The organism is Acuticoccus mangrovi, from assembly GCF_016411865.1.
GTDB lineage: Bacteria > Pseudomonadota > Alphaproteobacteria > Rhizobiales > Amorphaceae > Acuticoccus > Acuticoccus mangrovi.
In genome coordinates this window covers 1-24,337 of sequence record NZ_JAEKJA010000032.1, presented here as the reverse complement: position 1 = coordinate 24,337, position 24,337 = coordinate 1, and the positions used below count along the sequence as shown (strand labels likewise).

The following is a 24,337-nucleotide window of genomic DNA, read 5'->3' as shown; positions in this document are numbered from 1 at the left end:
GGCTCCTCGCCTCAGCCGCGCATCAGCACGGTGGCGAGGCGGCGGCTCTGCCCGGCGAAGCGGAGCATGGCGACGAGCTCGGCGAGGCTTGATCGGTCGGTGAGGCCGGCACGCACGGCGATGGCGGTGACGTCGGCCTCCGACACCAGGACCTGGGCGTCGGGCAGATCCGGCAGCGGCGGCAGGCAGAGGATCGTGACGTTGAAGCGCTCGTAGAGAAGGTCGAGGACGCGGCCCATCCACTCGGAGCGGTAGAGCGAGGGGTCGGACCGGTTGCCGGCGGCGATGAACATCAGCTCGGAGGCCTCGTCCATCTGCAGCGTGCTGTCGAGGTCGCCGCGGTCGGCGACCACCTCGGAGAGGCCGTACTCGTTGCTGCCGCCGAGGAGGGTGTGGAGCGTCGGGTTCTCCACGTTGGCGTCGACGATCACGGCACGGTCGCCCGACACGGCGCACGCCTGGCCGAGGGCGGCGGCGAGGGCGGCGTGGCCGGTGGCGGTGTCGACGGCGGTCATCGCGAGCACGGTGGTGCCGTGGGTGCCGGCGCCGAGCACCAGCGCGGCGCGCAGGTGGGTGATCGCCTCGGCGAAGGCGGCGTTGCGGTGGCGCCCGCCCAACCGGCGCAGCAGGCCGCCGCGCCCCGGCACCGGCGGCATCACGGCGACGGGGGTGAGGCCCGTCGCGCGCGTCACGTCGGCGCGGGTGCGCATGCGCGAATCGATGAGGGCGAGGCCGATGACGAGCGCGAAGGCGAGGCCGCCCGACAGGATGCCGCCGCCCGCCACGATGAGCATGCGCTTGGGCCCGGACGGTTGGATGGGCGGCACCGCCGAGGCGATGATCCGCCCGTCCGGCCGCTCCAGGCCCGACGTGCCCTGCACCTCGTTGAAGCGGTCGAGGAAAGCCTCGTAGACCTTGCGGCTCGCCTCCACCTCGCGCTCCAGTCGGCGAAGCTCGATCTCGGCGTTGCGCTGCTCGTTGAGCCGGCCGCGCAGGGCGTCGACGTCCTTCTGGAGGGCGGCGACGCGGTCGGCCTCGACCGTCTCGGTGGTGCCGATCGCCGACACGATCTTCTGCGTCTCCTGGTCGATGGTGTCCTGCAGCGCGGCGAGGGCGCTCTTCGCCTGGATGAGGCGCGGGTGGCTCGGGCGGTAGAGCGAGGCGAGCTCGGAGACGGTGCGTTCCTGCACCGCCGCCTGGGCGCGGAGCTGCTGGATGAGCGGCGAGTTGACCACCTCCGGCAGGCTGTCGGCGACGGCGCCGCGCTGGCTCGAGGCGGCCGTCGCGGTGGCGAGCGAGGCCTGGGCGCGGACGAGCTCCTCGTTGAGCCGGGCGAGCTGCTCGGACAGGATGTTGGTGCCGGCCTCCTCGGCGATGCGGCTCGTGGCGCGGAAGTCCTGCACTGCCCGCTCGCGGGAATCGAGGTCGGTGCGCAGCTCGTCGAGCCGGTTGGACAGGAGGGTGATGGCGTCGCGCGCGAATGTGCGCTGCTGCGAGACCTCGACGCCGAGATAGGCGTTCATCACCGCGTTCACCACGTCGGCGACGTAGGATGGATCGGAGCCCTCGAAGCTCACCTCCACCACGAAAGAGCGGCCGGTGGGGCGGACGGTGAGGTTGCGCTGGAGCGAATCGATGATCGCGCTCTCGGCGCTGGCGCGGCTCTTGGGGCCGTCTTTCGCGGAGGCGCGCAGCGCAGGGTTCGCCTGCGAATATTCGAGGTCGAGCTGGTCCACCACGCGCGACAGCACGTTGGTCGACTGGATCACCTGCACTTCGGTCTCGGTGATCGTCTCGGGCGGGATGTAGCCGCTGGAGCTCTGCTGCCCGCGCAAGACGCCTTCGGACTGCGGGTCGATCTCGAGGAGGCCGCTCGCGGAATAGCTGTTGGGCAGCCGGCTCGCGAGCAGCGTCGCGGCGACGACGCCCGCGACCATGATGGTGACGATGAGCCACTTGTACTGCCACAGCGCCTCGATCAGCCACAGGATCGGGTTGAGCGGGTTGGGCGCGCGCGGCTCGGCGACCGCCGCGAGGGTGGCGTCGGGCGCGCTCATCGTCGCGACGGCCTCACGGGGCGACCATCGCGCGGCGCCGGCCGAGCTCCTGGGCGATGCGCCATCCCATGATGGCGCAGGTGATCACGTAGCCGGCGCCCATGCCGACGACCGCGGTCTGCGGCCCGAATGTGGCCGCGAGCACCGTCACCAGCGTCACGGTGACCGTCGAGCCGATCATGACCGCCGTGGAATCCTCCCGGTAGCGGCCGAGCGTGACGAGCACCATCGCGAGGGGCATCACGGGTGCCTGTAGGGCGTAGACGATCGTCCACAGAACAACCACCGACCACATGTCCGAGTACTTTGCACCATAGATGTACGTGTCAATCAGCGGCCAGGCCACGGCGAGGATGACGAGGTTCACAGCTAACATCGCCATGAGCACCGCGGCGGAGCCCAGCGAGAACTGCAACATGGCGGTGGTGGCGCCGCGGTCGCGCATGCCGACCAGGAAGGGTCGGGCGAAGGCCGTCCACGCGCCCATCACGAGGACGATGTGCCGCAGCACGATGGTTCCGGCGAACACGCCGGCGAGCGCGGCCGATCCGTAGAGGGCGGAGATGACGAAGATGAAGGCGCGGTTCTGCAGCTCGGACGCCGCGACGGCCGCCACCGTCCAACGCGTGTCGCGCCAGATCGTGGCGTAGCGCTGCAACATGCGGCGGCTGCGCGGCGCGGGCGGCCGCTCCAGGATCGCGTAGCCGATGACGGCCGCGGCCGCGGCCGGCAGCGACAGCGCGGCGAAGAGCGGCACGAGGGGAAGCGTGCCGAAGGTGACCGCCAGGAGGCCGACCGCGGTGAGGCTCATCAGCGAGTAGGCGCTGTCGATGACGAGCGCCTTGCCGAACTGGGCCCGCGACTGGGCGAGGAAGCGCACCGCGTAGTAGGCGAGGAAGCTCGCGGCGTAGAGCGCGACGGCCGGGCCGAGGAGCGGCGAGCGCAGCCCGTCGCCGACGACGAGGAGGGCGACGAGCAGGATCGCCGCGGCTCCCGCCACGAAGATCGCCGCGAACGCCGCCACCTGCCTCTCCAGAACGAATCGCCGCGCATTCGTCGGATCGAAGGCGATGCGGAGCGACAGGGGCACGCCGATCATGGCGTCCTGGAAGCCGACCATGATCATCACCATCGACTGCCACAGCACGAAGGTGCCGAAATCCTCCGACGAGGCGAGGCGGATCAGGAGCAGCTGGAGGGTGAGGTTGAACGCCGCAACCACGCCCTGGTTGATGAGAGGGAGGATATAGCGCTTCACTGTACCTCACCCGCGCGACCGACGGCGGTGGCGACGGATCGGGCCAGTCCGCCGGCGACGGACCGCGCGCAAACATGGTAAGATTGTGGCGTGAGGACGCGAAAGGTCAAGGCGATCCGGTGGGGATGATCAGGAGGGTGGAGTCGGCGTCGGGTCAGCATCGTTGCTCAATAGTCTAACACGCTGATTCATCGAGCCGAAGGCGGGGCGCATGGGCGCCGGAACGGATCGAGCTGCCAAGTGTATAAAAGTTAAACCTCTGCTGTATAACTTTGCAGAATCATGGGATGCCAATGTTGGTTGCGCTGAACCGCGCGATGGCCGCAAGAACATCGCCCGCTGGGATGGGAATGGGGTCAGGGTTCTGGAACAGGTGCGGTGAATGACTGGATGACAGCCAGGGACAATCTTCGGGACGCACCGCTCCCCAGCGGTGAGGGGGTCGTGGCGACGGTGACGCCGGCGCGCACGCCCGCGTCTGCGCGCGCCGATTCCGCCGAGCCTGGCGCGCCGGCCGCGGACCTCGCCGCCGATCCGACCGACGTGCACCTCAACCGCAAGGTCAGCCGGATGCGCCGCGTCCCGCAGGCTTTCGGCCGCCCCGAATATCTCGACCTGCGCAGCATCGACCGGGCGCTGACCGTCGGCGATCTCCTGAGCTTCTTCGGCGCCGGCTTCGTGGTATCGCGCGTGATGATCGGCGGCATCGACGTCATGCTGACCTATTCGGCGATGACCCTCGTCGCGACCATCGTGTTCTCCCGCGTCCTCGAGAGCAACAAGGTCTATCGGACCCCGGCGCACAAGATCACGCTGCGGCTCATCCGGCGACTGGTGCAGTCGCTGCTGTTCACCTTCGCGCTCATCACCGCCGTCACCTTCGGCGCGCAGTTCGGCGAGCCCTACACGCGCGAATGGCTGCTCGCCTGGCTCGTCGCCGCCACGGCGACGATCTTCGTCTACCGCGTCATCGTGGCGCTGCTGGTGCGCTTCGCGATGCGGCGCGGCCATCTGCGCCGACGCGTCGCGATCTATGGCGGCGATGCGCAGGGCGTCGCCGTCATCGAGCATCTCAACGCCAGCGACGACGCCCACTACGCCCTCGTCGGCTTCTACGACGACCGCTATCAGCGGGTGCCCGAGGCGATCGAAGGCTACGAGCGCCGCGGCGGCCTCGCCGAGCTCGAGGAGGCGGTCGCCCAGGGCATGGTCGACGAGGTCATCATCGCGCTGCCGCTCAACGCGGTGGAGCGGCTGACCCACATCATGAACCGCATGTCGCGCTTCTCGGTGACGGTGCTCTTCGCGCCCGACCTTGCCATGTGGCGCTTCTTCGACCGGCCGTTCGAGACCATCGGCGGCGCGCCGATGCTGCGCGCTCTCGACGCGCCCATCGAGGGATGGGCCGGCGTGGCGAAGTTCGTCGAGGATCGGCTCATCGCCGGCATTCTGGTTGTGCTGCTCAGCCCGCTCCTGGGGCTCACCGCCTTGGCGATCAAACTCGACAGCAAGGGGCCGGTGCTGTTCCGCCAGCCGCGCCGAGGCTGGAACGGCAGCATCTTCACCATCTACAAGTTCCGCACCATGCGGACCGATCTGACGGACCTTGCCGGCGCCGCCCAGGTCACGCGGGACGATCCGCGCGTGACGCGCGTCGGCCGCTTCCTGCGCCGCACGTCGATCGACGAGCTGCCGCAGCTCTTCAACGTGCTGAACGGCGATATGAGCCTCGTCGGCCCGCGCCCCCACGCGCTCGGCACAAAGGCGGAGGGCAAGCCCTTCGAGGAGGCGGTGGCCGACTACATGCGCCGCTATCGCGTCAAGCCGGGCATCACCGGCTGGGCTCAGGTGAACGGCTGGCGCGGCGAGACCGACACCAACCGCAAGCTCCTCGTGCGGGTGCGCTACGACATCGAATATATCGAGAACTGGACCTTCTGGTTCGACCTCTACATCCTCGCCATCACTCCGCTGTCGCTGCTGTTCCGCTCGCGCAACGCCTATTGATCGGGACGCGCCGCGGCACCGTCGGGCGCCGCAAGACGGGCACCGCGGGTGTTAACAACTCCTTTCAGAAACCGGCCGCGTTAACCTTTTGCTAAGGTTAACGACCCAAGGCTCATGGACATCCGTCCTTGGGGATTCCGATGCATCGGCTGGCTGTCCTCATCCTCCTCCTCGCCCTGACCGCCTGCGCCACGCAGGGGGGCGACGCCCCGTGCGTGTCGGCGACGAGCGTTTCGGGCTGCCCGGTCTACAAGGCGCCCGAGGACGCGCTCGCGCCCTGCACACCCACGTGCCAGGCGCCGAGCGAGCCGATCGCGCCGCCGCTCCCCTCGGGCTTCCAGCCGTGGGCGGAAGGCTTCCAGGACGAGCTGCGCTTCGTCGTCGGCGACGAGCTCCAGGTGAAGCTTCCCTTCTACGAGGACGAGGACGTCGAGACCAAGGTCGCCCCCGACGGCAACATCTATATCGGCCTCATCGGCGAGGTGCAGGCGGTCGGGCGCACCCCGGCTTCGCTCGAAGCGGAGCTCGAGAAGCGCTACAGCCGCTATCTGCGCTTTCCCGACGTGGGCGTGGTGCCGACGGGCTTCGGCAGCCGCCAGGTGTTCGTCGGCGGCGAGGTGAAGGAGCCGGGCGCCTATGTGATCTCCGGCCCCACCGGCGTGCTGGAGGCGGTGTTCCAGGCCGGCGGCTTCCTCACCACGGCCAACACCGAGAATGTCGTCCTGATCCGCCGCGGGCCGAACGATCTGCCGATGCTGCGCTACCTCGACCTGAAGTCGTTCGCCAACGGCGGCACACCCACCGAGAACACGCTGCTGCGCCCGTTCGACATCGTGTTCGTGCCGAAGAGCGGCATTGCCAAACTAAATCTCTTCATCAAACAATACATCGAGGGCGTGGTTCCGTTTAACCACAACTTCAACTACACACTCTATGAAAAGACGAACTAAGGGGTGACGAGCCCGCCGGAGCCCGCAGGGGGGGCGGGCGAACGGATCATGACGACGATCACCATCCTCATTCCGACACGCAATCGGCCCGGGCCTCTCGCGCGGGCCCTCGCCAGCGTCTCGGAGCTGCGCGTGCCCGACGACTACGAGATCGAGGTCGTGGTGGTCGACAATTCCGACGACGGCAACGCCCGGGACGTGGTGGCGGGGGTGCCGATGCCCTTCGCCATCACCCGGATCCACGTGCGCGAGCCGGGGGTGGCGACGGCCCGTAACCGCGGCCTCGCCGAGGCGCAGGGCGAGGTCGTCGCCTTTCTCGACGACGACTGCGAGGCCCCCACCGAGTGGCTCGCCGCCCAGGTCGGCACCCTCCTCGCGACCGGCGCCGACGGCAGCTTCGGCCCGCGCATCGCCAAGATCGACGGTCCGGAGCCCGAGGGCGCCGCGTGGTTCACCGATACCTACTCGCGCGATCTCGCCGTGCCGGAGGGCACCGACGTCAGCGACCGCGACGCCTATCTGCCGCTGCCCGGCTCGGCCTTCCTACGCGAGCGCTGCTTCGTCGGCCCGACGCCGTTCGACCAGCGCCTCGACGACATCGGCGGCGAGGACGTGCTCCTCTTCCGCCAGCTCGTCATGGACGGGCGGCGCTTCGTGTGGTCACCGCGGGCGGCGATGGTGGAGTACATCCCCCTCTCGCGCCTCGACCGGGGGTTCGTGATGCGTCGGCGCTACCTATCGGGCCAGCACCGCTGCCTCATTCCGATGATGGTGCGCCCCCCTCAGCGGGGCGAGATGCTGATGCATATGGCGAAAGGGGCGGCGGCGACGCTGGTCGCCGGGCCGCTCGCTCTGCTCGGCCGTCTCGGCGGGCGCTGGCCGGCCGGTCCCACCGGTCTTCTGATGAGCGGCCTCGGCAAGTTGACGTGGTGGCGCAAGGATCGTCCGGCACTCTATGGCAAGGGCCACCGCTGAGCGCGCCTTCTCCCCTGACAAAGCCGTCAAAGGGCGCCATATTCGGCTCGTCTGAGCAAGGAACCACGATGACGGCGGACGACGACGCAGCGGCCGGGACCAATGGAGGCGGGGACACGCGCCAGAGGCCTCGGCCCTCGGACGAGGCCGCGTCGGAGTTCGCCTTCGGATATGGCGGCTGGAGCGTGACCTACGACAGCCTCGCCATGCTGCCCACCGAGCCTCCGGCGTCGGCCCGGGAGGTACCGGCGCCGAAGGAGGCCGCAGCCCCCGGCGGCGACGATGGCGTCGCGCCGGCACCCCCGCAGGTCGCCGCGAGCGAGGTCGTGGCTCCCGTGGACGCGGCGAAGGATCGAGTCGCGGCGCGACGCGAGGGCCGCGGCGGTCTGCGCTCTCGCCTGCGCGTCCGCTCGCGCACGCCGGAGCCGCTCGAAGACTTCGACGATCTCGGCGTCGAGGCCGCTCCGCAGGACGTGTCCCGTCTCGACATCGCACCGCGGACGGAGACGCCGCAGGCCCCACCGGTGGAGGACGAGGGGCCGGTGATCGCCGCGACCCGTCGGCCGGCGGCCAAGCCCGTGGAGGTGCCGCCCCTCACCGTCCCGCGGCCGCGCGGACGCACGCCCCGCCCCGGTGCGGCGGCCGCCACGATCACCACCGAGCCCGGCCAGCAGAACCGGCGGGCGCAGCGCATCGACGGCGGCGGCACCGTGATGATCGAGGATCAGCTCTATTCGCTGATCGACTGGTCGACCGGCGGCATCGCCATCCGCTCCGAGGGCCAGCTCTACCGTATCGGCGACGCCCGCAAGCTCGAGCTCGAGATCGACCTCGGCGACTATGCGGTGAACCTCGACATCGACGGCGAGGTGGTGAACCGCTCGTCGGACCGCACCGGCTGGCGCTTCGTGGCGCCGTCGGAGACGCAGCGGCAGGTGCTGCGCGCCCTGACTCATGCCGCCTTGCACGGCCGTCCCTTCAACGCCCCGCGGGCGGCGCGGGCCCGGCCGATGCCACCCGGGGCGACGGAGGAGGAGGCGGCCGCCACGGAGCGCGCCGTCGCACCGAAAAAGGCCAAGCGCCCGCGTCGCTTCAGCCCCATCGCGGCGCTGATGTCGCTGCCGTTCAACGCGGCGATCATCGGCCTCGTGGCGAGCGTGGTGATCCTCACCGAGGCGGCGGACCGGGTGCCGGGCGGTAGCGACGCCGCCCCCAAGGGCCCGCAGGCGGTGCGGGCCGAGCACGCCGCCGTGGCGGTGAAGCGCATAGCCGTCGACGCCGGCGACGGCGGCCTCGTTCTCGAATGGGCGAAGGCGCCGGGCGAGCTGGTGGCGGAGGGCGAGCCCATCGTCTCCCTCGTGGAGGACGCGCGCAACGGCGCGCGCAAGGCGATCGTCAGCCCGTGCGACTGCTATCTCGCCCGCATCCTCGTCGATCCCGGCGAGCGGGTCGCCGCAGGGGGCCAGGTCGCGCTTCTCTATCCGAGGGGCAGCGAGGGGCACGTGCAGGCGCTGTTCGCGTCCGGCAACGCCCCCAATCTCGGCGACGAGGTCAACGTGGACCTGCCCTATTCGGGCGACCGCTACACCGGCGTGGTGGAGAGCGTCGGCCGGGTCGACGATCCGCAGGGCTATATCGGCCTGCCGCCGGCGATCCTCGACGACCAGAACGCCGTGTTCGCCCGCATCCGCACCACGCCCGCGATGCCGGCGGCGCTCGCGGGCGATCCGGCCATCGTCACCGTCCCGCGGCCGGAGGCGTGAGGCTCAGCGCACGTCGCGCAAGGCGTCCTCGTCGCAGATCGCGTCGATGATGTGCTTCGCGCTCTCGACGGACCCCGGGCGCTTGCCGCCTTTCTTGCGCGCATGGCCCTTCGCCACCTTCGCGGCGAGCGTCTCCGCGGTCGTCTCGCCCACATAGTGCTTCAGGAACACGCGCATCACGTGGGCGACGCCGAGCGGGGTCACTTCGCGCGCGTCCTCGGCATAGTAGCTGCCGCGGGTGTGAGGGGCGGTGATGATCTCGTAGGACGGGAAATAGTCGATCAGCGGATCGGCGTCGGCGAGGGTCTGGGCGGCGACGCGCAGGATGGCCTTGGAGTGGGTGGTGGAGGTCAGCACGTGCCGGTCGAGCGCCGTCGCCATCAGCGGCACGGGCGACACGGTGAGGATCACCTTCGCCGCCGGATTGTGGGTGCGAATGGTGGCGATCGCGGCGCGCATGTCGTCCACCACCTCGTCCACGCCGAGGGTGAGGAGGTGGTGGCGCGTCGCGTCGAAGTCACCGCCGGCGACGCCCGGGGCGAGCGGAAACACGGCGCCGTCGCGGTCGGCCCACGTTTCGGTGAGGCCCAGGGTGAAGACGAAGATGTCGAGCGTCTCCACCATCGCGCGGACGGCGGCGAAGTGCCGCTCGCGGTCGGCGAGGAGCTCGCTCTCGGAGACGTAGCGGGACACGTTGGGGCGGAACGGGTCGACGAGCTCGTCGCCCGCCTCCCAGGCGACGGCCTCGGGCTCGAAGCGGCCGTAGGCGCGGTCGAACAGCTGGCGGAGCTGGCGCGCGGTGTAGACGTTGCCCGAGCGCGTGGTGAACACGCCGTATTGGAGTTGCTGGCGCAGGCGCGGAAACACGAAGTCCGGCGCTTTCTCGGTCACGAGCGAGTTGAGGCCGCAGCGGCGCAGGTGCTCGGAGACGTGCTGGGCGAAGCAGCTCCCCGCGCTCGCCACCGGCTCCTCCGGGGTGATGGCGAACTTGGTCGCGACCACCGGGTCGAGGTTGCCGGGGTCGGCCGCGCCCGGCGCCCGCCGCCAATGACGATAGTCGGGGATGTCGGCGTAGGGGTGGCTCATGGCGTAGCCTCGTTGGCGCTCGGCCCGAGCGCCGCGACGGTGACGGGATGCCTCAGGATATCCCGGATGACGAGCTGGCCGTAGGTCACGTTGCCGTGCACCGGGTCGAAGCTGCGATAGGGCTCGGCGAGGAAGCCGTCGTCGTCGAGCGCTTCGGCGGGCGGCTCGACGAAGGTGATGTCGTTGGCCGCGCAGTGCTCGCGCAGGATCTGGTTCTGCAGCAGGTACATCTTCATGCGGATCGGCGCCGGGGTGAGGGGCTGCCGGGCGACGGCGTCGCCGCGCGTCGGCGCCAGGGTCCGGCGGATGTGCGCTTCGTCGCTCGTCGGCGGCGGTGCCGAGATGTGCAGGACCGGCTTGCCGTAGTACCGGCGCAATAGTGCAATCGTGTCGAGCGAGTTATGGACGTGGAACTCGAACACCGCCCGCACCTCCGCATATGTCAAGCGACGCCGTCCCGGCAGGACGTCCGGCGCGCCCGGCATCTCGAAATCGAAAGGCTCCGCATGCTCGAACAGTCCGAGCATATGGTGGTTGGCGCCGCCGACCATCGAGACCACGACCGTCGGCGCGAAGCGGGCGAACAGCGGGATCGGCCGCCGACGGATGCGGAGGCTGGCCCGGGTCTCCTTCGCGGTCATCTCGGCGGTGTCTTCGGGGACCTTGACCTGGCGCAGGTTGATGATGCCGAAGCGCCGGTCGGGCGTGTGGTCGAGGGCATGCGCCACCGCGTTGGTGTGGCTCATGCCGACGATGAGGATCGGAACCTTGCGTGGCGGCACGAGGCCGCGCAGCACGAACCTCGGCAGATGGTGATAGCGCGCCGGCCACGGCAGCATCGCGGCGGAGAGCCGGTGCGGGGCGCGCGGGGGCTCGGCGTCGGGTTCCGGGTCTGCGTCCGCCGGCTCCTCGTGAGGCGTTGAGCGAATGCCTCTCGACCCCGTCGCCATAGTGGTCTTCCTTCTCGCCGTCAGCCTGCTCGGCCTGTCCAAGGGAGGGCTGGCGGGCATGGGCATGATGGCCATGCCGTTGATGTTGCTCGTGTTGCCGCCGGGACCGGCGGTCGGCCTGATGCTGCCGATCCTGATGACGCAGGACGCCTTCAGCATATGGATCTATCGTGGCCGATGGGATGTCGGCAACTTGAAGCTCCTGCTGCCGGCCGCCGGGGTAGGCGTCCTGATCGGCATGGCGCTGTTCGTGGTGATGCCGCAGCGCGCGATGCTCGGCGTTCTCGGAACGGTCACCCTCGGCTTCGCCATCCGCGGCCTGGTGGTGCGCCAGGCGCCGGCGCGCGTTCCCCATCGCGCGGTCGGCTGGGTGCTCGGCACTCTCTCCGGCTTCACGTCCACCGTCCTCCACCAAGGCGGGCCACCGTTTCAGATCTACCTCATTCCCCAGCGCCTGCCCCGCGACGTCTTCGCCGCCACGACGGCGGCCTTCTTCGCGATCGTCAACTTCGCCAAGCTGCCGGGCTTCATCGCGCTCGGCCAGATGACGCGGGAGGGGCTGATCGTCGCGGCGATCGCCGCCCCCTTCGCGCTGCTGATGACGTGGGTCGGCTCCCGCGTGGTCATGAAGATCTCGCCGGCGCACTTCTACCCGCTCATCAACCTGATCCTCGCGAGCGTCGGCATCAAGCTGATCACCGACGCCCTCTGGTGAGCCATCGCGTTTGGGGCGCACGGAAAATCCCTGCACGGGCGGACGAGCCGCGCTAAGGTCGGCGGATATAGAAACGTGAGGAGCGGAGCGCACATGCGGGTCTTGATTATCGGTGGCGGCGGCTTTCTGGGCCAGAAGATCGCCCGTTCGCTCGCCGCGAGCGGCACCTTGCGGGGCGAGCCCATCACGGCGATGGACCTTGCCGATCTCGCCGCGCCTCCGCCCATGGACGCGCCCTTCGAGGTGGCGTGCCACGCGGTGGACATCTCCGACGCCACCGCCGTCTCGGCGCTCTTCTCCTCCCGGCCGGACGTGATCTTCCACCTCGCCGCCATCGTGTCGGGCCAGGCGGAGGCCGAATTCGACCTCGGCATGAACGTGAATCTCTTCGGCTCGATACACGTGTTCGAGGCGGCGCGGGCGCTCGGCACCAATCCGGTCGTGGTGTTCACCTCCTCCTGCGCCGTCTACGGCGGCGAGATCCCGGAGAAGATCGAGGACTATACCCAGCTCAACCCGCAGACCTCCTACGGCGCCCAGAAGGCGGCGGCCGAGCTCCTCATCACCGACTATTCGCGCAAGGGATTTCTCGACGGGCGCGCGCCGCGCCTGCCGACGGTGACGATCCGCCCGGGCAAGGCGAACGCGGCGGCATCATCCTTCATGTCGTCGATCTTCCGCGAGCCGTTGCAGGGGGAGGAGGCGGTGTGCCCCGTCGATCCCGACTACGCGCTCTGGTACGCCTCGCCGCGGGTGACGGTGGCGAACCTCATCCGCTGCGCCGAGATCCCGGCCGCCTCGTTCGGCGAGAATCGCGGCTTCGCGCTGCCGGGCCGCGTCGGCACCATCGGCGAGATGATCGAGGCGATGCGCAAGGTGGCGGGCGACGAGCCGGTGTCGCGCATCCGCTGGGAGAAGGATCAGCGCATCCTCGACATCGTCACGGGCTGGCGTCCCCACATCAACCCGGTGAAGGCCCGCGCCCTCGGTCTCGCCGCCGACGCGAGCTTCGAGGACAACGTGCGCTACTTCCTCGAGGACGACATCCGCCGCTAGAGTTGGGAGCGCGGGCCCGCGGCCGGGGCAGCGAGGGGGCGTCGAGACCCCCTCGGCAGGTTTCGTGGGCGCGCGGCCGTGAGGCGCGTCAGCGCGGCGTCGTGACCGGGGCGGGCGCTTCCTCGGTGATGTCGCGGGTCTCCTCCACGAGGCTCTTGGGGTTCTTGCCCTCGCGCGGCGGATTGACCGCGAGGCCGCGATCGCGGAGCCAGTCGACGTAGTGCACCGTGCCCTCTCGGTTGTGGCAGTTGCCCGCCCGGATCACGCCTTTGGTCGACGCGCTGTGCTTGCCCATCCAGGCGAAGCCTTCGTCGAGGCTGAGGAAGCAGTCGTTGGCGACTTTGGCGGAGCTGCCGTCGTTGTAGGACAGGATGCACTCGTACACCGCGTCGTCGCCATGGGCGGCACGGAGGGCCTTGCAGTCCTCCGCGAGGGCGGCGGATGACGCCAGCAGGGCGCCGACGAGGAGGGTCGTTCGAAGCGTGGTCATGGTGGTCGTCCCGTTTTCCAATGCCGGCGATCGAGGGAGCCGGCCGATGGGTAGCCTCGGGCGGGACCTTGATGGGTCAGTCTGACGGCCGCGTGACGGTGGCGCGGCGTCGTCCGCTCGCAGCCGTCCCGCGGGGCGGCTCCCGCCGGGCGGGCGGCTAAAATGGCAAACGCGCCGCGGTGGCCCGGGGCGCGTTCGCTGTGCGGGTTCGACGTGTCTCAGGCGACGGGGGTCAGCACCGGCCGTCCGTCGAAGTGGGCGACGAGATTCTCGACCACGAGGTCGCCCATCATGAAGCGCGTCTTGTGGGTCGCCGACCCCTGGTGGGGGGAGAGGACCACGTTGGGCATCGCCTTCAGCGCCTCCGGCACGTTGGGCTCGTCGGCGAAGACGTCGAGCCCCGCGGCGCCGAGCCGGCCCTCCTTGAGGGCGGCGATCAAGGCGGCCTCGTCCACCGTCGAGCCGCGGCCGACATTGATGAACACGCCCTCCGGCCCCAGCGCGTCGAGGACCGCGGTGTTGACCATGCCGTCGGTCGCTGGCCCGCCCGGCACGATGCAGACGAGCCAGTCCGACGCCGCCGCCATGTCGGCGAGGTCGCCATAGTAGGTGTAGGGCTCGTGCGGCTGCTCGTTGCGGCCGTGGTAGATCACTTGCATCTTGAAGGCCTGGGCGCGCCGGGCGACCTCCTTGCCGATGCGGCCGAGGCCGAGAATGCCGAGCGTCTTGCCCGTCAGCTCGCGGGTGAGGTGATAGGGGCCGCTCGGCCACTTGCCCTGCAGCACATAGTTGTGCGCCTGGGGGATCTCGCGGCAGACCGCGAGCATCAGGCCGAGGGTGAGCTCGGCCATCGCGTCGTTGAGCACGTCGGGGGTGTTGGTGACGCGGATGCCGCGCGACCGGCAGGCCTCCACGTCGATCCCGTCGTAGCCGACGCCGAAGCTCGAGACGATCTCGAGGTTCGGCGTGCGGTTGAGCACCTCCGGCGGGCAGCCGATGTTGCCGTTGGTGGCGACACCGCGAATCTTGGTGCCCACCGCGGAGAGGAACGCATCCTGGTCGTCCGCCTCGTAGAGCTTGTGGACGGTGAAGGTCCTGTCGAGCCGCTCCATCGCGCTCTTCAGAAGCGGTCTCGTCACCAGAACATCGACCATCGTGCGCTCTCCTCTTTGCTATCGTGCCGTCAGGCGGCGACGACCGTCTGCTTCTGCTCGCCGAGACCCTCGATGCCGAGAGCCATGGTGTCGCCGACCTTCAGATAGACCGGCGGCTTCATACCCATGCCGACGCCCGGCGGAGTGCCGGTGGGGATCACGTCACCCGGCATCAGCGTCATGAAGCGCGACACGTAGGAGACGATGGTCGGCACGTTGAAGATCAGCGTGGAGGTGGAGCCGGTCTGGCGCCGCTCGCCGTTGACGTCGAGCCACATGGCGAGGTCGTGCGGGTCGCCCATCTCGTCCTTGGTGACGAGCCAGGGGCCGAGCGGGCCGAAGGTGTCGTGCGACTTCCCCTTGGTCCACTGACCTTCCATCTTGGTCTGGTAGTTGCGCTCCGACACGTCGTTGAAGAGGGCGAAGCCGGCGACGTAGTCCATCGCCTCGGCCTCGCCGACATATTTCGCCTTCTTGCCGATCACGATGGCGAGCTCGACCTCCCAGTCGAGCGCCTCGGAGCCGCGCGGCAGCTCCACGTCGTCGTAGGGACCGCAGATCGCCGTCGTCGCCTTGTGGAAGATGATCGGCTGGCCGGGCGGGGTGGCGCCGGTCTCGGCGGCATGGTCGGAGTAGTTGAGGCCGATGCACAGGACCTTGCCCGGCGCACCGACGCAGGGGCCGATGCGGCCGGGATCGGCCACCACCGGCAGCGCGTCGACGTCGGTCGCCGTCAGCGTGCTCAGCATCTGCGGCGACAGCGTGGCGGACGAGATGTCGGCGACCACACCGGAGAGGTCGCGAACGGTGCCGTCGGCATGCAGGCAGCCGGGCTTCTCGTGGCCCGCGGGGCCATAGCGCAAGAGTTTCAACGGAGTTCTCCCAAAGCGTTGATCGAGTTTCTTAGGCGACGCTCCACCCGCCATCGATGATGCAGGCCTGGCCGGTCACGAAGGCGGATTCGTCGGAGGCGAGATAGACCGCCATCATCGCGATCTCGTCGGGGGAGGCGATGCGGCCCATCGGCTGGCGGGCGATGAACGCCGTGAGGGCGGCGTCGTAGTCGCCGGTGGCGCGCAGCCGCTCGTGGAGCGAAGGCGAATCGACGGTGCCCGGGCAGATCGCGTTGCAGCGGATATTCTCCTTCACGAAGTCGACCGCGATCGACTTGGTGAGGCCGATGATCGCCGCCTTGGACGCGGAGTAGACGCAGCGGTTTGGCACGCCGATGATGGAGGAGGCCGCCGAGGCGATGTTGACGATGGTGCCGCCGCCCCGCTCGATCATGCCCGGAACCGCGGCCCGGGTCGCCCGAAACATGGATTTGACGTTGAGCGTGAAGGCGAGGTCGAAGTCCTCGTCCGACGCGTCGAGCAGGGTGCCGGCGTGGACGACGCCGGCGCAGTTGAAGAGGACGTCGGGCTTGACCCGGTCGATCGCCGCTTCCACCGCGCCGCCGTCGAGCACGTCGAGGCCGAACGTCTCGACGCCGTCCGGCAGGCCGGCGAGGCCCGCCTCGTTCACATCGGTCGCGAACACCGTCGCCCCTTCGCGGGCGAAGGCGATGGCGGTGGCGCGTCCGATACCCTGTGCGCATGCCGTGAGCAGCGCACGCTTTCCCTTGAGCCGCATTAGCGTTCCTTGAATAGACTGGCGAAGTAATCGACCATTTCGGCGACCATACGCTCGCCCTGGCCGGTCGCCTTGGCAAGTCCCAGCGCCTGCTTGGTGCCGGTCGACATGAGTGTGGTCGCCCCCAGATCGTCGGCCATCGCCGAGTAGTAGCCGACGTCCTTGCGCGCGTTGGCGATGGAGAAGGCGAGGGCGTCGGCCTGGCCGTCGACGGCGTAGGCCTTGATGAAGTCCATCATCCCGGAGCGCAGCGGGCCCGCCGACATCACGGTGTAGAGCTGGTCGCGCGGGATGCCGGCGCGGTCGGCCATCGCGAAGGCCTCCGCCATCGCGATGGCCGTGGTCATGCCGTAGAAATTGTTGATCAGCTTCAGCGTGTGTCCGGCGCCGAGCGGGCCGACGTGGAAGACGTTCTCGCCGAGATCCTTCAGCACCGGCTCGACGCGGGCGAAGTCCTCCGCCGCGCCGGCGGCCATGATGTTGAGCTTGCCGTCGACGGCGTGCGCCGGGGTGCGGCCGAGGGGGGCGTCCATGTAGCGGCCGCCCGCGGCCTCCACCTGCGCAGCGAGGGCGAGGGTGGAGCCCGGCAGCGACGTGCCGAAGTCGATGACGAGGGTGCCGGGTTTCAGTCCCGCGATCACCCCGTCGGGGCCGAGCATGCGGCTCTCCACCGAGGCGGAGGTGTCCATGCAGAGCATGACGATGTCGCTGGCGGCGGCGAGGTCGGCGGTGCGTGTCGCCTCCGTGGCGCCGCGGGCGAGGGCCGCCTCCACCCGGTCGCGGCGACGGTTGGCGATCACCGTGACCGGATAGCCGAGCGACTGCAGGCGCTCGACCATCGCCGACCCCATCAAGCCGAGCCCGACGAAGCCGATCGCGGGTCTATTCGTCATGGCGTCCCTCGCTGCGCTGCCGTTGGTCGGCATTCTTGTTGCCGACATGGGTGGCACACACTGCAGCGGCGCACAATCACTGAGATCACAGTATCGGTGCCGATCGCGCGGCGACGCGTGGGAGCGGCGCCCGGATCGGGTGCCGCTCCCCGCCGGGTGGGCGCTATTGGGCGCCGGTCGCGCTGGAGACGTAGGCGGCGAGGGCGGCGATGTCGCTCGCCGGGAGGATCTCGGCGTAGGCCGGCATCACCCCGACCCCCTGGGTCACGGTGGCCGCCACCCGCGCCGCGTCGGGCTTCAGATCGTCGAGCACGGGGCCGATGGCGCCTTCCGTGCCGGCATCGGCGAGGGTGTGGCAGAGGCCGCAGGGCGGCGAGGCCTCGCCGGTGAAGAGCGCCTTGCCGCGGGCGATGTCGTCCGCGGCGGCGGATCCGGCGACGGCGAGGAGCATCGCCGCGCCGAGACCAAGACGGATGCGAGGCTTCACGAGACGGTGAGCTCGATCGCGTGCGCCTTCCAGCCGTTGTTGCCGTAGCCGCGGTGGTTGGGCGGGAAGTTCTCGGGTTGGCTGTCGCCGGCGGCGTTGGTGGCGCGGCTCGCGACCACGTGGGTGCCGACCGAAAGGTCGGTGACGAGCTCGAAGGGACGCCACGCGTAGGCGCCGAGATCGGGGCCGGTGAACTCGGCCGCCTTCCAGCTGCCGCCGCCGTCGAGGGAGACGTCCACCCCGCTGACCGCCGACACGCCGCCCATCGCGACGCCCTGGATCACCACGCGGCCGCTCGACACATCCATCAGCGGCGCCGTGACCCACGACTTCACGCTCATCTCGTACATCGAGGGTTGGCCCGGGGCGCCGCTCTCGCCCACCGGGCGCATGCGGTAGCCGCTCTGCTGGATCTTCGCCGGGCTCTCCTCCTCGGTAAAGGCGATCTTCTTGATATACTTGACGTTGTTGACGCCGTAGTAGCCCGGCACGACGAGGCGGGCGGGGCCGCCGTGGGCGACGGGAAGCGGCTCGCCGTTGAGCTCGAAGGCGATGAGGGCGACGTCGAGCGCCGACGTCGGCACCGAGCGCTCGACGATGATGGTGGTCGGGTCGAGCCCTTCGGGCAGCGTCTCGCCGCCGGTGCCGGTGAGGAAGCGGGCCGAGGCGGACGGACCGCCCATCGCCGCCACCACGCGGCGCAGCGGCACCCCGGTCCAGAACACGTTGCCGGCGGCGCCGACGCTCCACTGGGTGCCGCTCGTCTCGTGGTCGAAGAAGGCGCGCCCGTTGCCGGAGCACTGTAGCACGCAGGCGATGCTTTCCACGCCGTAGGTCTTGAGGTCGCCGAGCGACATCGTGCCGGGTTCGCCGACGCCCTCGAAGGCGATCTCCCAGGCATCGGGATCGGCGGTGATGTCGGCGGAGGGGGCGGGAAGGTTGTTGCGCACGTAGAGGATGTCCGCCGGGGTGATGGCGGGGGAGCCCATGCCGGCGCGGGTGGTCTCGAGCGTCTGGGCGGTGTGGACGATCATCGCGTCCGGCTTCTTCCAGTCGGCGTAGGCCGGCAGCGGCTTGGCCTGCGCCAAGGCGCGCGCGGGCATCAGTCCGACGGCGGCCGCCCCGGCGGCGGTGCCCCCGGTCGTCAGCAGAAATTTTCGGCGATTGATGGGGTGTTGGCCGATCATCGTGCCCTCCCTCAGGCTATTATTATGATTATTTCCTGAGAATAAGACGAATTGGGAGAATTCGCAAAACCCATGCGGCCGACGCGGCGCCGCGTCGCGGCCGTCAGGGCGTCGGAACGAGGCTCGAATAGTCGACCATCACGTGGGCGCGATAGGCGGGCCGGCGGGTAAGGCCTTCGTAATATTGGGCGAGTGCGGGCAGAGGTGGCCGCTCGATGGCCATCGTGTGGTAGCGAAAGAGGAGGTGCCCGAAGTTGATGTCGGCAATGGTGAAGCGATCGCCGGCGAGGAAGGGGCGCGCCGCGAGGATCGGCTCGGCGGCGCGAAGGGCGGCGACGGTCTCTCGGTGCAGCGCGGCGATAAGCGCCGCGTCCCGCTCCGCCGGCCGGGTGCGCACGAACGCCCAGAACAGCGCGATGAGCGGCCGCTGGAGCGCGTGGTGCGCCCACTCGGCCCACATGTCGGCGGCGGCACCGGCGGCGGCGTCGGCGGGCCAGAGGCGACGGTCGGGATCGAGGAGGGCGAGGCGGCGGACGATGGCGTTCGATTCCCACATCACCGTGCCGTCGGGCCACTCGACCACCGGCACGAGCCGGTGCGGGGTGCGGGCGGCGAAGTCCGGCGCGTCGAGGCCGCCGTGGACGCCGCCGACGTCGTGGCGGCGATGGGGGAGACCGAGCTCGCCCACCGCCCACATCACCTTTTGCACGTTGGAGGAGGTCGCCCGCCCCCACACCGTCAGCACGGCCGGGTCAGTCCTTCACGTACATCCCGGAGATGTCGACCATCACGTGCTCGGCGTAGGCCGGCCGCGAGCAGAGCTTGCCGTAGTAGGCGGACAGCGCCGGCAGTGCCGGGCGGGCGATGTCGAGCTCGTGATAGCGGTAGAGCGCGGAGCCGAAGACGATATCGGCGATGGTGAGGCTTTCGCCGGCGAGGAAGGAGCGGTCCGCGAGCTGCGCCTCGGCCGTCTGCAGGGCGGCTACGAGCTCGCGCCGGTGCCCCTCGATCACCGCCGGCTGCTGTTTGGAGGGCGGCACGCGCACGATGTTCACGAATACGCCGAGCAGCGTTCGCTGCACGACGGTCTGGGCCCATTCGGCCCACATGTCGGCGGTAGGGCCAGCCGGCGAAGCGGCGGGCCACAGGTGGCGGCCGGGATCGGCCATGGCGAGGTGGCGGACGATGGCGTTCGATTCCCACATCACGAGCCCGTCGTCGGTCTTGATGACGGGGACGAGGCCGTGCGGGTTCATGGCGAGAAACTCCGGCGTGTCGAGCCCGCCGAAGGGGCCGCCGGCGTTGATGCGGGTGTGGGGAAGGCCGAGCTCGCCCACCACCCACATCACCTTCTGCACGTTGACCGATGTCGCCCGGCCCCAGATCGTCAGCATCGTCTCTCCTTGTCTGCCGCCCTCTATTCGGCGGCGGCGCGGAAGCCGTGCTTGGCAGCGGCTTTCTGCACTTCGTAGATCGAACCCCGCTTCACGGGCTGCGGCTGCGGCACCCGTACCGGGATCGCTTCGAGGCGCGGCGCCTTCGTCGGCGAGCCGCACAGCATGCGCGTGTCGTACTCCTCGAACGAGAGGGCACCCGTCATCGAGCCCATGATGGGGAAGGCGTCGGCCGCCATCATCTCATAGAAGATCACGCCCCGGTCGCGCGCGGACCGGTTGGTGTCGGAGCCGTGGACGATACGGCCGTGGTGGATCGAGATCGACCCCGCCGGGGCCATCAGCTTCACCGCGTCCTTCATGTCGAAGCCGGAGGCCTCGAGATCCATGGTGCCGGCGAACACGCCGCTCGCGTGGTGATCGTAGATCGGCCCCTTGTGGCTGCCGGGGAACACCATCAGCGGGCCGTTCTCCTCGTCGACGTCGTCGAGCATCACGCCGACAGCGAGGAGATCGTCGTTGGTGTGCGGGTAGAAGGCGAAGTCCTGGTGCCAGTCGACCGGCGCGCCGTAGTGGGCGGACTTCACGTTGAGCTTGCTTGTGTGGAGGCGAACGTCGGGACCCACGAGGTCACGCACCGGGGCGAGGATGAGGTCGGAGCGCATCAGCTCGGCGACGATGTCGCTCTGAGTGTGCGGCAGCTTCACCCGGCGGACGCGCGGGTCGTCGGGGCTGTGGCTGTCCTCGAGGTCGAGGCGCTCGTCGCTCTCGCGCAGGCCGCGGGCCATCTCGCGGAAGCGGGCGAGCTCGGCCTTCAGCGCGGCCACCGTCTCGGCCGGAAGGCGACGCTCCAAGACGACATATCCGTTGTCGTCGTAGAAGGCGACGTCGTCGGCGCTCAGCACTTCTCGCTCTGTTGGGCGGGGTGTTGCCATCTGATCCTCCCTTGCGGCCGTGTTCCCCGGCCGTCGGCATCAAGACTAGACTATGGTCCGATCGACAGGAAGGACGTTTCCGGCTGGGTCGCCTCGGGTGCCACGGCCCCGCGCGGCCGGTTGAGATAGGCGACGAAGTCGCCCGGATCGAGCGGCCGGGCGAAGAGATAGCCTTGGCCGCCCTGCACGCCGGCCGCGCGCAGATAGGCGAGCTGCTCGGCGTTCTCGATGCCCTCGGCGACCATCACGAGGTTCAGCGTTTTCGCCATCTCGATGATGTGCGGGATGACGATGCTCGTCGCCGCGTCCGTGCCGATGGTGTCGACGAAGGTCTTGTCGATCTTGATCGCGTCGACCGGCAGCTGCTGCAGATACTGGAGGCTCGAATAGCCGGTCCCGAAGTCGTCGATCGCGACGGAATGGCCGCGCTCGTGGGCGGCAATGATGGTGGCGCGGGCACGGTCCACGTGCATTAGGCTACGCTCGGTCGCCTCGAGCCAGATCTGCTGGGGTTGGATGCCCGTGCCCTTGAGCGCGTTCTCGAGCTTGGTGATGATCCGCCCGCTGTCCATATCGTCGGCGGAAAAGTTGATGGCGACGTGGATGTCGGGCCGCTTCGCCAGGGTGTCGGCCATGTCGACGAGCACCCGGTCGATCACCTGGTCGGTGAGCTCGCGGATCTGGCCGCTTCGCTCCGCGATGGGCACGAACTGGTCCGCTGGCACCTCGGTGCCGTCGCGCCGGCGCCACCGCACCAGAGCCTCGGCGCCGAGGCAAACCTCGTCCTCCAGCCGGATGATGGGCTGATAGCGCACGAAGAACTCGCGGCGGTGGAGGCCGCTCGCGATCTCGCCGGTCGGCGACAGGCGGCGGCGCGAGGTCGCGATCACCGCCAGGATGATCACCGTGACGATGACGGCGGCCGGCGGCAGCAGCAGCAGGAACTCGCGGCGCAGGGTGGAGGAGACGTCGCTGCGCGGAGCGGCGGCGAGCGCGGTGAACGCGCCGCGCGTCAGCACCGCGTAGACGTCGGGCGGCTGGGGGGCGGTCGTGCGGTCGCTCGTCAGCAGCGCCAGCAGGTCGGGGCCGGGGGCGTTGTTGGTCGCGAGAACGCCGCCCTCGTTGTGGGCGAGCGCCACGCGGATCGTCGGCGCGGCCAGCACGTCGGTGAAGTGGCCGGGGTCGATCAGCGCGTAGTAGCGCTGGAGGCGCAGCGCCATCATCGGCGTGCCGAGCGCGTCGTTCGGCTCGACGCGGATGCTGACGCTCATGTCGTTGCTGATTCGGAAGTCGCTCGCGACGGTGCCGTACTCGCTCCCCGTGCTGCCCCAGGAGGTGCAGGCGAGCACGCCCTCCTCGATGTAGCCGATCTCCTCGATGGCGCGCGAGCGGATGGTGAGGCGCCGCATCTCCTCGATATTGTCGGCCGAGCACGGATCGGCGGTTCGCTGCGCCATGGCGCTGAGGGCACCCTCGGCCTGCGCCATGGCGATCTCGGCGCGCTCCAGGACGCGAGCCGCGAGCACCGCCAGCTCGTCCTCCTTGTGGCGCACCGCGAGGTTCCAGGCGAGCAGCGCGGTGATGGCGAGCGGAATCACGGCACCGGCGATGGACAGGACGACGGTGAGCTGAATGATGTGGTGGCGCTTCATGCGGCGCCCAGGTCGACAGTCGTGTGCCGCAGCGACGGCGCAATCGCCACGATCGCTCTCCCATGCAAAGTCTATGCTCGGACCACTATGCCCCCGTGCCCTGGTGCAGCGGAGGGTCCGCCCACGCCCGGCGCAGATGACGAATAAACGGCATGGTCAGCGAACGGTGAGCCTTCCGAGCGCCTTTGTCCAGCAGGGCAAGGGACCTACCATCCACGCCCCATCGCGGAGGGTACCCACCACCATGCGTCAGCTTATTGTCCGCAGTCTGCTCGAATTGCGTCAGAACTACTGGTTCATTCCCTCGCTTCTGACGCTTCTCGCCATTCTCCTCGGGCTGGCCTCGACGGCGGTCGACGCGCGGCTCGGCTCCGGCGTTCTCGCCGAGATCGGGCTGATGCAGCCCATTCAGGTGGAGGGGGCGCGGGCGATCCTCACCACGGTGGCGGGCGCGGTGCTCGGCGTTGCCGGCGTCGCCTTCTCGATCACCATCGTGGCGGTGTCGTTCGCGAGCGGCAATTACGGGCCGCGCCTCATCGGCAACTTCATGCGGGACCGGACGAATCAGGTGGTATTGGGCGTCTTCCTCGCCACCTTCGTCTACTGCATCACGGTGCTGAGCACGGTGCACGGGGCGGGCGAGGAGGAGGTCGCCTTCGTGCCGCAGATCTCCGTCGTGGTGGCGCTCGCCCTCACCCTCGCCTCGATCGTGGCGATGATCGCCTACATCCACCACGTCCCCGAATCGATCGACATCATGAACCTTGCCGCCCGCATCGGGCTGGAGCTGGGCGACACGATCGACCAGATGCTCGACGCCGAGGCGGTGGCCGACCGGGAGGCCGGGGCCGATCTGGTGCCCTTCCGCCGCGACGCGCCGGGCCCCAACGAGGCCGCGATCCGTGCCGAACGGCCGGGCTACGTGCTGCAATACGACCTGTCCCAACTCCATGCCCTCGCCGAGGAGAAGGACGTGCAAGTGGTGGTGATCTGCGCGCCCGGCCGGTTCGTGGTGGCGGGCGAGGTGCTACTGCGGGTGCGCCCGGCGACCCGGCTCGACGCCGCCGGGACTGCCGCCTTCGGGCGCTGCCACACCCTCGGGGCCAACCGCACCGGGGTCCAGGACGTGTTCTTCGAGGTCGATCAGCTCGTGGAGGTGCTGGGGCGGGCGCTGTCGCCGGGCGTGAACGACCCGCACACGGCGATCCTCTGCCTCGACTGGCTGCGGGCGGGCCTGACGCCGTTCGCCGCCCGTCCGCCGAGCCCGCCACTCGCCGGCACCGCGCGCGTTCTCTACGACCGCGTGACGTTCGAGGCGATGCTCTCCCACGCCTACTCGAAGATGCGTCAGTACGTCGCGGCCGATCGGAACGTCACGCTGCACGCGCTCGCCGGTCTCGCCGAAATCGCCAAGGCGGCCTCGCGCGAGAGCCGGGCCGACGCGGTGCGCCACGAGATGACACGGCTTGCCGCCTCCGCCGGCGAGCTGCTCGCCGAAAGCGCGGCCCGGGCGGAGGTTGAGGAGGCGCTAGCGAGCGCCCTCGCCGCCATGGACGAGGGGCGCGCGACCCCAGCCTAACCCGCTGCGGGCGAACGATCTTCCAGAGACTTCGCGCGCCTACCGCTCAGGTTGGATCAACCGGAGCGCAGAGCAGTCGCGCCAGATCTGGAGAGCGAGCACGTCCCACTCAACCTG

General features: G+C 69.6%; 22 protein-coding genes. 7 read left to right on the top strand and 15 right to left on the bottom strand.

The features are described 5' to 3' along the window. Positions 1-11: 11 nt before the first annotated feature. The gene (locus JCR33_RS23030) at positions 12-2,057 is read right to left on the bottom strand and encodes a GumC family protein (RefSeq protein ID WP_198884498.1); all 2,046 of its coding nucleotides are present in this window, start codon (positions 2,055-2,057) and stop codon (positions 12-14) included. Positions 2,058-2,070: 13 nt separating this feature from the next. Continuing rightward, positions 2,071-3,315 (bottom strand): polysaccharide biosynthesis protein, encoded by a 1,245-nt coding sequence (locus JCR33_RS23025; RefSeq protein WP_198884497.1) that lies wholly within the window; start codon positions 3,313-3,315, stop codon positions 2,071-2,073. Between the two features lie 390 nt (positions 3,316-3,705). Between JCR33_RS23025 and JCR33_RS23020 the strand changes: the two genes are divergently transcribed. From JCR33_RS23020 to JCR33_RS23005, 4 genes are all read left to right on the top strand, one after another. Then, entirely contained in the window at positions 3,706-5,322 is a 1,617-nt protein-coding gene (locus tag JCR33_RS23020; RefSeq protein WP_198884496.1) for an undecaprenyl-phosphate glucose phosphotransferase, read from the top strand. A 140-nt stretch (positions 5,323-5,462) separates the two neighbouring features. After that, positions 5,463-6,272, top strand: coding sequence for a polysaccharide biosynthesis/export family protein (locus JCR33_RS23015; protein ID WP_198884495.1), 810 nt, complete (start codon positions 5,463-5,465; stop codon positions 6,270-6,272). Between the two features lie 48 nt (positions 6,273-6,320). Further along, positions 6,321-7,247 (top strand): glycosyltransferase, encoded by a 927-nt coding sequence (locus tag JCR33_RS23010; protein ID WP_198884494.1) that lies wholly within the window; start codon positions 6,321-6,323, stop codon positions 7,245-7,247. Positions 7,248-7,315: 68 nt separating this feature from the next. Next, on the top strand, positions 7,316-9,010 hold the full coding sequence (locus JCR33_RS23005) for a PilZ domain-containing protein (protein ID WP_198884493.1): 1,695 nt from the start codon (positions 7,316-7,318) through the stop codon (positions 9,008-9,010). Positions 9,011-9,013: 3 nt separating this feature from the next. Here the strand turns inward: JCR33_RS23005 and JCR33_RS23000 are convergent, their stop codons facing one another. Further along, positions 9,014-10,096 carry a GSCFA domain-containing protein gene (locus JCR33_RS23000; RefSeq protein WP_198884492.1) on the bottom strand — a complete coding sequence of 361 codons (1,083 nt, stop codon included), beginning with the start codon at positions 10,094-10,096 and terminating at the stop codon, positions 9,014-9,016. Continuing rightward, positions 10,093-11,205 carry a hypothetical protein gene (locus JCR33_RS22995; RefSeq protein WP_232372788.1) on the bottom strand — a complete coding sequence of 371 codons (1,113 nt, stop codon included), beginning with the start codon at positions 11,203-11,205 and terminating at the stop codon, positions 10,093-10,095. Before JCR33_RS22995 ends, JCR33_RS23000 begins: the two co-directional genes overlap by 4 nt. Between JCR33_RS22995 and JCR33_RS22990 the strand changes: the two genes are divergently transcribed. Together JCR33_RS22990 and denD are read left to right on the top strand one after the other, a co-directional pair. Beyond that, positions 11,105-11,761, top strand: a complete 657-nt coding sequence (locus JCR33_RS22990) for a sulfite exporter TauE/SafE family protein (protein WP_332461256.1) — start codon at positions 11,105-11,107, stop codon at positions 11,759-11,761. The genes JCR33_RS22995 and JCR33_RS22990 overlap by 101 nt on opposite strands. Positions 11,762-11,854: 93 nt before the next feature. Beyond that, positions 11,855-12,817: a D-erythronate dehydrogenase gene (gene denD / locus JCR33_RS22985; protein WP_198884489.1), complete on the top strand. Its 963-nt coding sequence runs from the start codon at positions 11,855-11,857 to the stop codon at positions 12,815-12,817. Positions 12,818-12,905: 88 nt separating this feature from the next. On the opposite strand, the gene JCR33_RS22980 is transcribed toward denD, so the two are convergent. From JCR33_RS22980 to JCR33_RS22930, 11 genes are all read right to left on the bottom strand, one after another. Further along, positions 12,906-13,307: a hypothetical protein gene (locus tag JCR33_RS22980; RefSeq protein WP_198884488.1), complete on the bottom strand. Its 402-nt coding sequence runs from the start codon at positions 13,305-13,307 to the stop codon at positions 12,906-12,908. A gap of 218 nt (positions 13,308-13,525) precedes the next feature. Further along, positions 13,526-14,461, bottom strand: a complete 936-nt coding sequence (locus tag JCR33_RS22975) for a 2-hydroxyacid dehydrogenase (protein ID WP_198884487.1) — start codon at positions 14,459-14,461, stop codon at positions 13,526-13,528. Between the two features lie 29 nt (positions 14,462-14,490). Then, positions 14,491-15,333 carry a fumarylacetoacetate hydrolase family protein gene (locus JCR33_RS22970; RefSeq protein ID WP_198884486.1) on the bottom strand — a complete coding sequence of 281 codons (843 nt, stop codon included), beginning with the start codon at positions 15,331-15,333 and terminating at the stop codon, positions 14,491-14,493. A 31-nt stretch (positions 15,334-15,364) separates the two neighbouring features. Continuing rightward, entirely contained in the window at positions 15,365-16,093 is a 729-nt protein-coding gene (locus JCR33_RS22965) for an SDR family oxidoreductase (RefSeq protein ID WP_198884485.1), read from the bottom strand. Continuing rightward, entirely contained in the window at positions 16,093-16,986 is an 894-nt protein-coding gene (locus JCR33_RS22960) for an NAD(P)-dependent oxidoreductase (RefSeq protein WP_198884484.1), read from the bottom strand. The genes JCR33_RS22965 and JCR33_RS22960 overlap by 1 nt, the downstream gene beginning before the upstream one ends. A 163-nt stretch (positions 16,987-17,149) precedes the next feature. Then, complete coding sequence (gene sorU / locus JCR33_RS22955; protein WP_198884483.1) at positions 17,150-17,473, bottom strand: SorU family sulfite dehydrogenase c-type cytochrome subunit; 324 nt, start codon at positions 17,471-17,473, stop codon at positions 17,150-17,152. Then, positions 17,470-18,660, bottom strand: a complete 1,191-nt coding sequence (gene sorT, locus JCR33_RS22950) for a SorT family sulfite dehydrogenase catalytic subunit (protein ID WP_198884482.1) — start codon at positions 18,658-18,660, stop codon at positions 17,470-17,472. Before sorT ends, sorU begins: the two co-directional genes overlap by 4 nt. Positions 18,661-18,763: 103 nt before the next feature. Next, positions 18,764-19,405, bottom strand: a complete 642-nt coding sequence (locus JCR33_RS22945) for a glutathione S-transferase family protein (protein WP_198884481.1) — start codon at positions 19,403-19,405, stop codon at positions 18,764-18,766. A 7-nt stretch (positions 19,406-19,412) separates the two neighbouring features. Further along, a complete protein-coding gene (locus JCR33_RS22940) occupies positions 19,413-20,054 on the bottom strand; it encodes a glutathione S-transferase family protein (protein WP_198884480.1) in 642 nt (213 codons plus the stop codon). Between the two features lie 23 nt (positions 20,055-20,077). Further along, the gene (locus JCR33_RS22935) at positions 20,078-20,989 is read right to left on the bottom strand and encodes a phytanoyl-CoA dioxygenase family protein (RefSeq protein ID WP_198884479.1); all 912 of its coding nucleotides are present in this window, start codon (positions 20,987-20,989) and stop codon (positions 20,078-20,080) included. A gap of 50 nt (positions 20,990-21,039) precedes the next feature. After that, positions 21,040-22,641: an EAL domain-containing protein gene (locus JCR33_RS22930; protein ID WP_198884478.1), complete on the bottom strand. Its 1,602-nt coding sequence runs from the start codon at positions 22,639-22,641 to the stop codon at positions 21,040-21,042. A gap of 244 nt (positions 22,642-22,885) precedes the next feature. Between JCR33_RS22930 and JCR33_RS22925 the strand changes: the two genes are divergently transcribed. Then, positions 22,886-24,220: a DUF2254 domain-containing protein gene (locus JCR33_RS22925; RefSeq protein WP_198884477.1), complete on the top strand. Its 1,335-nt coding sequence runs from the start codon at positions 22,886-22,888 to the stop codon at positions 24,218-24,220. The last annotated feature ends 117 nt before the right edge of the window (positions 24,221-24,337 follow it).